Raw genomic sequence first — 12,704 nt, forward strand, 5'->3', positions numbered from 1 at the left:
GATCCGTCAGCGACCGGGCGATCAGCTCATTGTCTCGCGGGGCTGGGACCTCGCGGAGTGCATCAGTGTCCACATGCCTACTTGTCACCGACGCCGCTCCCGGTTCACGGCCGGCTCAGTCCGAGGAGGAGGCGGGACCCCCGTAGATAACAACACGGTCACGTGGCCATTCGGTCCACGGGGGAAACCGGCAGGAGTTTCTGCGGGTGAAATGAATCGAGCGGGTTCTCACAGCCGATATCGCGGGGTGTCGTTACCTCCGCGGACCGGCCCGGCCGGGGCTTTCGCCCCAGCCGGCGCGCCGGTGTCAGACGGCGTTGGACTGCGACCGCTGGGTGTCGAAGAAGTCGGCCCAGGACTCGACCTCGGGGTGCTGCTTGAGCAGGGCGCGGCGCTGACGCTCGGTCATGCCTCCCCACACACCGAACTCGACCCTGTTGTCGAGGGCGTCGGCGCCGCACTGCATGAGAACAGGGCAATGCCGACAAATCGTGGCGGCCTTGCGCTGCGCAGCGCCACGAACGAACAACTGGTCAGGATCAACTGCCCGGCATCTGGCCTGTGCGACCCAAGCGATACGGGCCTCGGCTTCCTCGACGTCCAACCGGTGGGCCGTGGTGATAACGGTCATTCTGGTGCCCCTCTGCAGTCCAAGCGTCGCCCTCGCAGACGCTCTGGAATTACGTATGACCCGCCGTATCACAGCGAGTCACACCACATTCCTCAACGAGTGTTATCTCTATCACACTCAGAAGACAACTTAGGCATTGAAGATCGTCTAGCGCAAGGTGCTGAGGCATTTTTTTGGTACGGACGTCCATCAAGTGCTGCATGCGGCCCACATCTGCAGGTCGCGGACGCTCGTCCACGTAGGCTGTCCCCCGTGCCGATCGCAAAAACTGTCGCGAAGCTCGCCGGATGCTCCGCTCTTGCCGGGGCTCTGCTCGCGGGCGTCATGTTTCCCCTGGCCGGCGGGTTCGGAATCCTCTCGAACCGGGCCGCCGATACCGTCGACAACGTCTCGGCCGAGCTGGTGCAGGGCGATGCCCCCACCGTCTCGACCATGGTCGACGCCGCGGGCAACCCCATCGCCTGGCTCTATGAGCAGCGCCGATTCGAGGTGCCAAGCGACAAGATCTCCAACAACATGAAGCTGGCGATCGTCTCCGTCGAGGACAAGCGGTTCGCCGATCACCAGGGCGTGGACTGGCAGGGCACGCTGCGTGCCTTCCTGACGAACACCACCAGCGGTCAGGTCCAGCAGGGCGCCTCCACGATCGACCAGCAGTATGTGAAGAACTACCAGCTGCTGGTCGTCGCCAAGACCGACGCGGAGCGCCGGGCCGCCATCGAGACCACCCCGGCCCGCAAGGTGCGCGAGATCCGGATGGCGTTGACCCTGGACAAGAAGCTGACGAAGGACGAGATCCTCACCCGGTACCTGAACCTGGTTCCGTTCGGCAACGCCTCGTTCGGCATCCAGGACGCGGCCCGCACCTACTTCGGGATCGACGCGAAGGATCTCGGGCTCACCCAGTCCGCAATGCTCGCGGGCATGGTGCAGTCCAGCTCCGCACTGAACCCGTACACCAACCCCGAGGGCGTGCTCGAGCGCCGAAACATCGTGCTCGACACCATGATCGCGAACATCCCCGACCGCGCCGACGAGATCCGGGCGGCCAAGGAGGAGCCGCTCGGCGTCCTGCCCGAACCGAACACCCTGCCCCGTGGCTGCATCGCCGCGGGCGACCGAGGCTTCTTCTGCGACTACGCGCTGCAGTACCTGGCCAACTCCGGGATCAGTCGCGAACAGGTCAACAAGGGCGGCTACCTGATCAAGACCACCCTCGACCCGGTCCTGCAGAACTCGACGCACAGCGCATTGACCGCCACCGCCAACCCCACGGTCGACGGCGTGGCCCAGGTGATGAACGTCGTGCAGCCGGGGCAGGATCAGCACCGGGTGCTGGCGATGAGCAGCAGCCGGACCTACGGCCTGAACGGTGAGATCAACGAGACCGTGCAGCCGCAGCCGTACTCACTTGTCGGCAGCGGCGCGGGTTCGGTGTTCAAGATCTTCACCACCGCCGCGGCGATGGAGAAGGGCCTCGGCACCAACGCAACCCTCCAGGTCCCCGGGCGCGCGGAGGTCAAGGGCATGGGCTACGGCGGCGCGAAGGGCTGCCCGGCCAACATGTACTGCGTCGAGAATGCCGGCAAGTACCCGGCCTCGATGTCCGTCACCGACGCCCTCGCCCAGTCCCCGAACACCGCGTTCGTCAAGCTGATCGAGCAGGTGGGCGTCGCCCCGACCGTCGACATGGCGGTGCGCCTCGGCATGCGCTCCTACGCGCAGCCGGGCACCTCCGGGCACGACAACCAGTCGATGGCGGACTTCCAGAAGGAGCAGAACCTCGGGTCGTTCACCCTCGGCCCCACCTGGATCAACCCGCTCGAGCTCTCGAATGTCGCCGCGACCCTCGCCTCGCACGGAAAATGGTGCCCGCCAACGCCGATCGACTCGATCTACGACCGCAACGGCAAGCCGGTGTCCATCACCCAGGAGGCCTGTGAGCAGGTCGTCGAGCCCGGTCTTGCCGATACCCTCGCCAACGCGATGAGCAAGGACGACAAGCCCGGTGGCACCTCGGCCGGCGCGGCAGGATCCGTCGGCTGGACGCTGCCGATGGCAGGCAAGACCGGCACCACCGAGTCGCACATGTCCTCGGCGTTCCTCGGCTTCACGAACAACCTGGCGGCCAGCGTCTATGTGTACGCGGATTCGCCGACCCCCCGCGAGATCTGCACCTCGCCGCTGCGACAGTGCGGCGACGGCAACGTGTTCGGCGGCAACGAACCCGCCAGGGCCTGGTATCTCGCGATGAAGCCGGTGGTCGACAAGTACGGTCCGATCTCGCTGCCGCCGATCGACCCGAAGTACCAGAAGGGATCGAAGAACGGTCAGGTGCCGGAGGTGACCGGGATGACCCAGTCGCAGGCGACCGGGGCGTTGCAGGCGGCCGGGTTCACCGTCAACGCCGTCACCACGTCCGGACCGCCGCCGCGCGGCGACGTGCTGAGCACCTCGCCCGCCGGCTCGGCGGTGCCCGGTTCGGCGATCACCATCTACGTCAGTGACGGCTCGGCGAAGGCCGCCGCTCCGCCCGCACCGGCGCCAGGACCCGCGGCGGCGGTACCGCCGCCGATCCAGATCCCCGGCCTGCCGCCGATCCAGCTCCCCCCGCTGCCGCGCTGAGGCGGCTGCGCCGCCCGTGAGTGCTTGTGGACCCCATAGGGGCCGGAAGCACTCACGAGCGCGCAGCGCCTAGAGCCGGTCCTTGACCGCCTTCGAGACGCGGGTGCCGTCGGCCTTGCCCGCCGCGAGCGCGGTGGCGGCCTTCATGACCTGACCCATCTGCCGCATCCCTGGCCGCTCACCGATCTCCTCCGCGACCTGCGCGATCGCGGTGTCCGCGACGTCGGCCAGCTCTGCGTCGGTGAGCGGGGTCGGGAGGTACTCGTCGATGATCTGCGCCTCGGCACGCTCGGTCGCGGCCAGCTCGCCGCGCCCCGCCTCGGTGTAGATCTCCGCGGACTCGCCGCGCTTCTTGGACTCCTTCGCCAGGACCTTGAGGACCTCGTCGTCGGTGAGCTCGCGGGCCTCCTTGCCGGAGACCTCCTCGGTCTGCACAGCGGCGAGCAGCATCCGCAGGGTCTGCAGGCGGAGGGCGTCCTTGGCCTTCATGGCGGCCGTCATGTCGGCCCGGAGCGTGGATTTGAGGGAGGAAGTCGAATCGGACATGGTGCCGAACGCTACGCGCTCCGCGCACTGACGCGCATGTCGATTGCGCGCGCTGCGTATCCTGAAATGGTGTTAGACGACTCACGCAACGTGCTCCGGGGAACAGCGGCCGGACTGGCGGGCGCCGCGGCGCTCGGAATCGGGTATGCCTCGCTGATCGAGCGGAACGCATTCACCCTGCGTGAGGTCACCATGCCGGTCCTCGAACCGGGGTCTTCGTCGCTGCGGGTGCTGCACATCAGCGACCTCCACATGATGCCGAATCAGAAGCTCAAACAGAACTGGCTGCGCGAGCTCGACCGGCTCGACCCCGACCTGGTGGTGAACACCGGCGACAACCTCTCGCACCAGCGTGCGGTGCCCGCGGTGGTGCAGTCGCTGAGCAACCTGCTCGGCCGCCCGGGGTTGTTCGTCTTCGGCAGCAACGACTACTTCGCCCCGAAGCCGAAGAACCCGTTCAAGTACTTCAAGAAGGAACACAAGCGCACCCACGGCGAGCCGTTGCCGTGGCAGGACCTGCGCGCGGCCTTCACCGAGCGCGGCTGGCTGGACGTCACGCACACCCGGCGCGAGCTGGAGGTCGCCGGCATCCGGATCGCCACCGCGGGCGTCGACGATCCGCACCTCAAGCGGGATCGCTACGACACCATCGCCGGGCCGCCGAACCCGATGGCCAACCTCAAGCTCGGCATCACCCACTCGCCGGAGCCCCGCGTGCTGGACCGGTTCGCGGAGGACGGTTACGACCTGGTGCTCGCCGGGCACACCCACGGCGGCCAGTTGTGCCTGCCGTTCTACGGTGCGCTGGTCACCAACTGCCAGATCGACCGCTCGCGGGTCAAGGGCCCGTCGAAGTGGGGAGCCCACACCCAGCTGCACGTGTCCGCGGGCATCGGCACCTCCCCGTACGCGCCTGCCCGTTTCTGCTGCCGCCCGGAGGCGACCCTGCTGACCCTGGTCGCGGCGCCGAACAAGGGCCCAAGTAAGGGCGTGCGACCAGGCGTTTCGTCTTCCGCGGCAGTCGTGCGCTAGACTTTCGCTCGCTGCCCGATGAGGGCAGATGCAGGGCACGGGGTGTGGCGCAGCTTGGTAGCGCGCTTCGTTCGGGACGAAGAGGTCGTGGGTTCAAATCCCGCCACCCCGACAGTGCCAGAAGGACCCGATCCGCGACGCGGATCGGGTCCTTCTTCGTTACGGGAGGGCTCCGCCGGATCGTCCCGCGGTGCCGACGCCTGCGGTGGACATCAGGCCACCCGCACCTGACGCCGATAGCTCCCCGGCGCCAGCCCGTACGCGCGCTTGAAGGCCTTTGCGAAGGCGAACTCCGAGCCGTAGCCTGCCCGGGCGGCCACAGCGCTGAGCGGTGCGTCGGATTCGCGCAACACCCTGGCGGCGGTCGTCATGCGCCACCTGGTCAGGTACGCCATCGGCGGTTCCCCCACCAGGGCGGTGAACCGCCGGGCGAAGGCCGCGCGGGACAGTCCGGCTCGGTCGGCCAGCGACTCTACCGACCACGCGGCCGCGGGATCGTCGTGGATCGCCGCCAGCGCGGGCGCGACCGCCCTGTCGGCGAGCGCGGCGGCCCAACCCTCCGCGTCCGCGCCTGGCTGGGCCTCGAGCCAGGCCCGCAGGATGTACAGCAGCAGCGAGTCGATCAACGCGGGCACGATCCCGTCGGACCCGACGCGCGGGTTATCCAGCTCGGCGCCGAGGAGCTGGACCGCCGCGCTGAGCTCGGGGTGACGGCCGTGTCCGCTCGGCAGGTGCACCACCTCGGGCAGCTGCCGGACCAGTGGGTGCGGCCGCCGTTGGTCGAGGTGGTAATTCCCGCACAGCAGGCTGGTTCGGGGGCCGTCGCCGCCGACCGACACGGTGCCGATCGGCGACCCCGGTTGAAACTGCTCGGCCGTCTCCACCGCGGCCGGGGTGGACGGGTGGTCGGCGAGAATGTGGCCGCGGCCGTCCCGCAGGAAGATCACGTCACCGGGGCTCAGCGCGACCGGCTCCAGGTGCGGCGCGTCCTCGAGCGGGACGAGCCAGCAGGTGCCGTGCAGCACCACGTGGAAGCCCGCCCCCGCGACCGGCGGCAACCGCAGCCCCCACGGCGCGCGCCCGTCGGTGCGGACGGAGGACGGATGTCCGGTCCGCATCGACGCCAGCGCCTCGGTCAGGATGTCCAACGCCCTGCGCCTCCTTCGGTTACCCCGGCCGCAACGATACGGCCGCCCGGGTCAGACCACCCTCAGCACGATCTTGCCCCGCACCTGCCCCGACTCGAGCAGCTCGTGCGCCTTGCCCACCTCGGCGAGCGGGAACGTCTCCTCGATGTGCGGGCGGATCCGCCCGGCGTCGACGAGCTCGGCGATCGCCTCGAGTGCGGCGTAATCCGGTTCGACCGACACCCCGGCGAAGCGCCGTCCCGCCACCTCGACCTCCGCGGCGAGTTCCCGGTTCCCGTGCTCGAGGATGCTGACGAGGGTGCCTCCCGGGCGCAGCACGCTCAGCGAACGAGCACCCTGGGCAGTGGAGTCGAACACGACGTCGATGTCGCGGAGCACCTCGGTGAAGTCGGTGGCGTGGTAGTCGATCACCTCGTCGGCGCCGAGCCCGCGGACGAAGTCGTGCTTGGCGGCACTGGCCAACGCGATCACATGCGCCCCGCGGGATTTCGCGATCTGCACGGCCAGGTGGCCGACACCGCCCGCGGCCCGGTGGATGAGCACGCGGTCACCGGCATCCACCCGCGCCGCGTCGACCAACCCCTGCCACGCGGTGAGCGCGGCGAGCGGGAGGGCGGCCGCCTGCACGTGATCGAGCGAGGCCGGCTTGCGGGCCACCTGTCGGGACGGCGCGGCGACGTACTCCGCATAGCCGGTCGCGGCGCGCGGGAAGAACGGCATCCCGAAGACCTCGTCTCCGACCGCGAACCGGGCCCCCGGCCCTGCCTCCTCGACCACCCCGGAGATGTCCCAGCCGACGCCGAAACTCGGCTCCCCCAGCAGTTTGAGGGCGCCCGATCGGACGGCCACGTCCACCGGGTTCACCGCGCTCGCGTGGACCCGGATGAGCACCTCGCCACCGAGCGGCGTGGGTCGTTCGGTCTCGGCGATCTCGAGCACCTCGGGACCACCGAAGGACTTCTGGATGACAGCAAACATGCGAACTCTCCTTTGTCGTTTTCGTTGTTGCCGTCGACATTAGGGAGATTCAACGAGCCGGAGAATATCTATATTGCTCAGAAATATGTCCGATCGTCTCGCCCGCGAGCACCTTCGGCGGCCGGACGGCCTCGGCCCCGCAGCCCCGGTCACTCGCCCGCGCGCACCGCGTAATCCGCCAGCGCCGGCTCGACGAGGTCGAAGGCCCGCCGCCCCGATTCACCGACACGCTCGGCGATCTCGTCATTGCCGAGACCGTCGAGCGTGAACCGCACGACGTCCCCGAAGAGCACCCGGTGGACGCCGCCGAGCACGGCTGCGGCCGCGCGTGCGGTGATGTCACCCGGCTCCGCGCCGGTCTCGATCGCCAGGACCGCGGCGAGCGATTCCTCGCGCTGCTCGTTCAACTCACGCAGCCGCGAGGTCAGGGTGGGGCTGTCGGCGATCATCCGGGCGAAGGGCATCCCCGAGAAGCCGATGACGGGATCCTGGCGCTGCACGTCGGCCGCGAAGGCCCGGCGCAACGCCGCCAGCGCGCACTCCCCCGGCTCCCGCTCAGCCACCGTCCTCGCGAGCCCGGACGTGAACGCCTCGTGATGATCGAGGGCCAGATCCTCCTTGCGTGGGAAGTAGTTGGTGACGGTCTTCTTGGCCACCCGCGCCGCGGACGCGATGTCCGCGATGGTCGTCTCCTCGAATCCCCGCTCGAGGAACAACTCGGTCGCCCGGTCCGAGATCTCCTGCCGGGTCTCCTGCTTCTTCAGTTCGCGCAACCCCATGCCATCTGCCATGAGTGCAGCCTCCCATAGGTTCGACGTCTTTTTACATCCGACGTAAGAATTCCTTGACCCTAGGTGCGTCGAATGTATAATTACGTCCGTCATAAGTTTCTCGCCGCGCCACAACCTCGCCCATCCCGCTCGAAGGAGACACCCATGCAGGTCACCGCTTCCACCATTTCGCTCACCGTCGACGACGTCGCCGCGTCGAGCGCGTTCTTCGTCACCCACCTCGGATACCGCGAGCAGGCCGCGACGGACGGTTTCGCCTCGCTGAACCGGCCCGACGCGGCGGTCGACATCGTCCTGCTCCAGCGTGGGATCGAGGTGCTGCCCGAGGGGTTCCGCGACCGTCACGCGGACGGCCTCATCCTCGCGTTCACCGTCGACGATCTCGCCACACAAGAGGCACGGATCAAGTCGGAGGGCGTCGAGATCACGATGGAGCTGCGGGAAGAGCCCTGGGGCGAGAAGTTGTTCCAGGTGACCGACCCCAACGGCATCGTCGTCCAGTTCGTCGAATGGGCCGACCAGGACGCGCCCGAGGACGCCTCGGCGCTCGCCTGAGGCCCATCCGGTACGCCCCGACGTCGGGGCGCGCCGGAGGGCTCGAGGACCATCGCCTGTTCGCTCGTCTTCCCCGTGGTCCAGGCCGATTCCGCACCGCTGCCTTGCGGCACCGTTGCGGTGCGCGCGTCCACGCGGAGTCCCGCAGTAATCGCCGCGCCTGCCCTAACGCGATGTGCTGTAATAGCGAGGTTTGGGGGATTCCGGAGGGGGAATTATGTCCGATCCATTGCAGGTTGACCCTGCCGATCTCGATGCGTTTCCATCGACGGTGAATGATCTCACCGACCAGAACGAGTCCGCCCGCGACTTTCGGGGCGAATGGCTGAGCCTGTCCAGCACGAGTGGTCGCCTCTTCTTCGCGGTCACCCAGGCATTTCAGAAGAAGCGGTGCAGGCTCGGCGCCAACTGAGCGGAACCCGAGTCGCCCAGTGCTCGCCAAACAGAAAGTAGCCCTGGACATCTGGACCGAACTCCGGTCCACGCTCCGGCCGGGGCCGCAGGCGTTGGGGAGCCCCTTTCGTCAGCCGGTTCATCTGCTCTCAGCGGACCAGCGCCTCGAAGACCTCGTAGACCATCCAGGCCGGCCAGAACAGCCCCTGAACGATCGCGAGGACATACTCCCAGAACGTGTCCGCCTGCTGCCAGAACCACACCAGGGCTCCGAAGATACCCAGGGCGTAGATCGCGCCACCCCCGGCGGCGCCGGTTTTACTGTCGCTCATGATGATGCCTCCCCGTCGACGAGTCCCGATCTGCCCTCAGTGTCATCACCGTCGGTCGCCGCCGCCAGGGCCATTGGTCACCTCGCGGCCGCCCACCCTCCCGGCACCACCCGGTCCCGCAAGGCGCTCAGAGCTTGTAGCCGATCGTGCGGAGCAATGCCCGGCGGTCGGCGACGTCGGCACTCGTCTCCACCCCGACCGGTGGGCGTCCGTCGATCACGCCAGCGATGCCCCGGCCGAGCTCCGTCTCGGCCACGATGATCTCGACGGGGTTCGCTGTGGCGCAGAAGATGCCGCATACCTCCGGTACCTGTTTCAGCGCGTTGAGGATGTTCACCGGATATCCGTCCTCCACGAACACGAAGAACGAGTGGCCCGCGCCGACCGCGATCGCGTTGCGCGTGGCCAGCTCGACGAGGCGACCGTCGTTGCCCGAGCAGCGCACGAGGCAAGGTCCGGAGGCCTCGCAGAACGCCACACCGAACCGGAGGTGGGGGCTCACTCCAGCCAGTGCCTCGTGCAGGTCCTCGACGGTCTTGATGAAGTGGGACTGCCCGACGACCACGTTCATGTTGTCGGGCTTGTCGCCCGCCACGATGTGCAACTCCACGATCACCTCCTGGGGTGACTGCGATTCGGCAGGCCAGCGTCGACAAACAGTCTGCCCCGCTCCGGCGAGGTCCACAACAACGTGATTCGAACGCGATCAGCAGCGGCGCCAGGACATCGCCCGGATCAGGCGGCCCGGGACTCCTTGCCGCCCGCAAGCGCCACCGAATACGATTGACGCACGTCACAGGTGCCCTGTTCGAGGCGCCGTCGCGGTCCGGTCGGCACCGAGGTCCGGCGTTCTCGGACAGCGGGGAGCAACGCGCGACCGCACGCCATGCGGAGCCGGCCCCGACGGACGGAGAGCGTGATGACTGAGGTGAGCGACGACCTCGGCGTGCTGCGATCGGCGATCGGCGGCCCGGTGTTCGGCCCCGACGACACCGGATACGACGAGGCCAGATCGATCTGGAACGGCGACATCGATCGCCGTCCGCTCTGCATCGCGCGATGTGTGTCCCCCGATGACGTCGGTTCCACGCTGGGCTTCGCCCGGGATCGGGAACTCGAGGTCTCGGTCCGGGGCGGCGGGCACGCCTACAGCGGCACCTCCGTCAGCGAGGGCGGCCTGATGATCGACCTCAGCGCGATGAACGGCACCTCGGTGGAACCCGAAACCGGGATGGCGCGGATCGGGGGCGGCGCCACGATGGCGGATCTGGACGCCGCGACCCAGGCACACGGGCTGGCCGTGACCGGCGGGGTGATCAGCCACACCGGGGTCGGCGGACTCACCCTCGGCGGCGGCATGGGCTGGCTGACCCAGCTCGCGGGGCTGTCCATCGACAACCTGGCATCGGCCGAGGTGGTGCTCGCGGACGGCAGCGTCGTCCGAGCCTCCGACGACGAGCATCCGGATCTGTTCTGGGCGCTGCGGGGCGGCGGCGGGAACTTCGGCGTGGTCACCGAGTTCGAGTACCGCCTCCACCCGGTCGGCCCCGAGGTGAACCTCGGACTGTTCTTCTGGTCGCTCGACGACGGCGCCGCCGCGCTGCACGTGTGCGAGGAGTTCATCCCGACCCTGCCGGCGAGGGCCGGCTGCCTGATCGCGGCCGGGATGTGCGCGCCGCCGGAACCCTTTGTGCCCGAGCAGTTCCGGGGCATGCCCGGCCACGCGCTCATCATCGCCGGATACTCGTCGACGGCGGAACACGCGTCCACGGTTGCACCGATCAGAGACGCCCTGGCACCGCTGTTCGAGTTCGTCACCCCGATCCCCTACACCGGACTGCAGCAGATGTTCGACGGCACTGCACCCTGGGGCATCCTCGGCTACGAGAAGGCGCTCGACCTCGATGCCCTCACGGACGAGGTGATCGCCGTGATCGTCGAGCAGGCGCCGCGCAAGCGTTCCCCGCTCTCGTTCATGCCGATCTTCCGATTGGACGGGGCCTTCACCGCCGTCGGCGAGGACGACACGGCATTCGGCGGTGCCCGCACCCCGCACTACGTATGCAACATCACCGGGATGTCCGACACCCCAGAAGTATTCGCCGCGGACCGGGCGTGGACCCGCTCGATCTGGGAGGCGCTCCGACCCCTCTCGTCGAACCAGGGCAGCTATGTCAACTTCATCGCGGAACCGGACGAGGACCGGGTCCGGGCCGCATACGGGCCCGGCAAGTACGACCGGCTGGCCGCGGTCAAGGCACAGTACGACCCCGGCAACACCTTCCACCTCAACGCCAACATCAGGCCGGCGTGAGCCACGGGCTAATCGTGCGGACGGGTCGCGACGATCGCCCGCACGGCGTCGGGTAGCCGATCCCGGCGACTCTTCGGCGGCCGGGCGCCCGCCTGGAGGTAGCGCCCGGCGAAGCTGTACGGCAGGTCGACCAGGGCCAGCACCACCAGGTCCGTCTCCCGCTTGCCTGCCCGCCCGAACACCGCGCGCGCCAGCTCCGCGATCAGGCCACCGGTCTGCTCGTCGGACCGTCCGACCTCCGCGATCAGCTCGTCGCCCAGGTTCAGGTGCAGCACGTCCTCGCGGCGGAGCCGATCCAACAACAGCATGTCGCCCGGCTCGGCGACGCAGTGGTCGTAGAGCGCGAGGGCCAGCTCCACCACCACCTCGACCGGCTCCCCGGCGGGGTCGAACCCGGCGGGCCTGACCTGCTGGGTGCGTCGCACGGCTCGCAGCCAGGTCCGCGCGAGCAGTTCGTCGATCGAGGCGAAGCGGTGATAGATCGACCCGGTCGGCGCGCCCGCCCGCGCGGCGATCAAGGCGATCGTCGCGGACCGCGGACCGCGCTCGAGGATCACCTCGCGCGCGGCGTCGAGCAGTGCGTCGGTGGAGAACGTGGTGCGGGCCATTCGCCGAGTATCGCAGAACCCCGCGGCTGGACAGCCACACGCTCTAGAAGATAGTTTCTAGAAATGACATTCTCGAACACCCCAGACGACCTGCCCACCCTGAGCCGCGACGGCGACGTCTTCGTGCTGAACCTGGGCTCGGGCGAGAACCGCTTCAACCCCGACTGGCTCGACGCGGTCGACGCGCACCTCGACACCGTCGAGGCCGCCGAGGGACCGAGGGCCCTCGTCACCACCGCCGCGGGCAAGATCTGGAGCAACGGCCTCGACCTGCCGTGGCTGATGGCCAACGCCGACCAGATCCCGGCGTTCGGCGCGCGGGTCGAGGCACTGTTCGCCCGCGTGCTCGTCCTGGGGTTACCGACGGTCGCGGCGCTGCAGGGACATGCCTTCGGCGCGGGCGCCATGCTGGCGCTCGCCCATGACCAGCGGGTCATGCGCGCCGACCGCGGGTTCTTCTGCTTCCCCGAGGTCGACATCCAGATCCCCTTCTCGGTGGGGATGTCCGACCTGATCGCCGCCAAGCTCCCCGTCCGCGCCGCGCACGACGCCATGACGACCGGCAGGCGCTACGGCGGGGCCGAGTCCACCGCCGAGGGCATCGTCGACGAAGCGGTCGACGAGCAGTCCGTCCTGCCCGCCGCGATGGACCGCGCCAGGGCCCTCGCACCCAAGGCCGGCGAGACCCTGGGCACGATCAAGCAACGCCGGTACCGCGCGGCGCTCGCGGAGCTTCGGAACCCCGCCTAGG

At 68.7% G+C, this 12,704-nt stretch carries 14 protein-coding genes and 1 tRNA gene; 7 read left to right on the plus strand and 8 right to left on the minus strand.

Going from position 1 to position 12,704, the window contains the following annotated elements:
• Nucleotides 1-307 precede the first annotated feature (307 nt).
• Nucleotides 308-631: a WhiB family transcriptional regulator gene (locus C8K38_RS19025; RefSeq protein WP_077043079.1), complete on the minus strand. Its 324-nt coding sequence runs from the start codon at nucleotides 629-631 to the stop codon at nucleotides 308-310.
• Between the two features lie 252 nt (nucleotides 632-883).
• On the opposite strand from C8K38_RS19025, the gene C8K38_RS19030 reads away from it, so the two are divergent.
• Nucleotides 884-3,256, plus strand: coding sequence for a penicillin-binding protein (locus tag C8K38_RS19030; protein WP_269589529.1), 2,373 nt, complete (start codon nucleotides 884-886; stop codon nucleotides 3,254-3,256).
• 69 nt (nucleotides 3,257-3,325) lie between these two features.
• Here C8K38_RS19030 and C8K38_RS19035 read toward each other — a convergent pair whose 3' ends face one another.
• Entirely contained in the window at nucleotides 3,326-3,802 is a 477-nt protein-coding gene (locus C8K38_RS19035; protein WP_097212994.1) for a GatB/YqeY domain-containing protein, read from the minus strand.
• Between the two features lie 69 nt (nucleotides 3,803-3,871).
• Here C8K38_RS19035 and C8K38_RS19040 point away from each other — a divergent pair, with 69 nt between their 5' ends.
• Complete coding sequence (locus tag C8K38_RS19040) at nucleotides 3,872-4,834, plus strand: metallophosphoesterase (RefSeq protein WP_354578616.1); 963 nt, start codon at nucleotides 3,872-3,874, stop codon at nucleotides 4,832-4,834.
• Between the two features lie 38 nt (nucleotides 4,835-4,872).
• A tRNA-Pro gene (locus C8K38_RS19045) sits at nucleotides 4,873-4,946 on the plus strand.
• A gap of 100 nt (nucleotides 4,947-5,046) precedes the next feature.
• On the opposite strand, the gene C8K38_RS19050 is transcribed toward C8K38_RS19045, so the two are convergent.
• From C8K38_RS19050 to C8K38_RS19060, 3 genes are all read right to left on the minus strand, one after another.
• The gene (locus C8K38_RS19050; protein WP_097212996.1) at nucleotides 5,047-5,982 is read right to left on the minus strand and encodes an AraC family transcriptional regulator; all 936 of its coding nucleotides are present in this window, start codon (nucleotides 5,980-5,982) and stop codon (nucleotides 5,047-5,049) included.
• Between the two features lie 51 nt (nucleotides 5,983-6,033).
• On the minus strand, nucleotides 6,034-6,960 hold the full coding sequence (locus C8K38_RS19055) for an NADP-dependent oxidoreductase (protein WP_097212997.1): 927 nt from the start codon (nucleotides 6,958-6,960) through the stop codon (nucleotides 6,034-6,036).
• 149 nt (nucleotides 6,961-7,109) lie between these two features.
• Entirely contained in the window at nucleotides 7,110-7,751 is a 642-nt protein-coding gene (locus C8K38_RS19060) for a TetR/AcrR family transcriptional regulator (RefSeq protein WP_209927819.1), read from the minus strand.
• 144 nt (nucleotides 7,752-7,895) lie between these two features.
• Here C8K38_RS19060 and C8K38_RS19065 point away from each other — a divergent pair, with 144 nt between their 5' ends.
• Nucleotides 7,896-8,306 (plus strand): VOC family protein, encoded by a 411-nt coding sequence (locus tag C8K38_RS19065; RefSeq protein ID WP_097213000.1) that lies wholly within the window; start codon nucleotides 7,896-7,898, stop codon nucleotides 8,304-8,306.
• 217 nt (nucleotides 8,307-8,523) lie between these two features.
• Nucleotides 8,524-8,718 (plus strand): hypothetical protein, encoded by a 195-nt coding sequence (locus C8K38_RS26925; RefSeq protein WP_143548491.1) that lies wholly within the window; start codon nucleotides 8,524-8,526, stop codon nucleotides 8,716-8,718.
• A gap of 130 nt (nucleotides 8,719-8,848) precedes the next feature.
• Here the strand turns inward: C8K38_RS26925 and C8K38_RS19070 are convergent, their stop codons facing one another.
• Both C8K38_RS19070 and C8K38_RS19075 read right to left on the minus strand, forming a co-directional pair.
• Nucleotides 8,849-9,031, minus strand: a complete 183-nt coding sequence (locus tag C8K38_RS19070; RefSeq protein WP_097213001.1) for a hypothetical protein — start codon at nucleotides 9,029-9,031, stop codon at nucleotides 8,849-8,851.
• 127 nt (nucleotides 9,032-9,158) lie between these two features.
• On the minus strand, nucleotides 9,159-9,641 hold the full coding sequence (locus tag C8K38_RS19075; RefSeq protein ID WP_097213130.1) for an adenosine-specific kinase: 483 nt from the start codon (nucleotides 9,639-9,641) through the stop codon (nucleotides 9,159-9,161).
• Between the two features lie 309 nt (nucleotides 9,642-9,950).
• Between C8K38_RS19075 and C8K38_RS19080 the strand changes: the two genes are divergently transcribed.
• Nucleotides 9,951-11,345, plus strand: coding sequence for an FAD-binding oxidoreductase (locus C8K38_RS19080; protein WP_097213003.1), 1,395 nt, complete (start codon nucleotides 9,951-9,953; stop codon nucleotides 11,343-11,345).
• Between the two features lie 8 nt (nucleotides 11,346-11,353).
• Here the strand turns inward: C8K38_RS19080 and C8K38_RS19085 are convergent, their stop codons facing one another.
• On the minus strand, nucleotides 11,354-11,953 hold the full coding sequence (locus C8K38_RS19085; RefSeq protein ID WP_097213004.1) for a TetR/AcrR family transcriptional regulator: 600 nt from the start codon (nucleotides 11,951-11,953) through the stop codon (nucleotides 11,354-11,356).
• Nucleotides 11,954-12,043: 90 nt separating this feature from the next.
• Here C8K38_RS19085 and C8K38_RS19090 point away from each other — a divergent pair, with 90 nt between their 5' ends.
• On the plus strand, nucleotides 12,044-12,703 hold the full coding sequence (locus tag C8K38_RS19090; RefSeq protein WP_097213131.1) for an enoyl-CoA hydratase-related protein: 660 nt from the start codon (nucleotides 12,044-12,046) through the stop codon (nucleotides 12,701-12,703).
• Nucleotide 12,704: the final 1 nt, after the last annotated feature.

It is taken from the genome of Rhodococcus sp. OK611 (assembly GCF_003050885.1).
Taxonomy (GTDB): domain Bacteria; phylum Actinomycetota; class Actinomycetes; order Mycobacteriales; family Mycobacteriaceae; genus Rhodococcus_G; species Rhodococcus_G oryzae.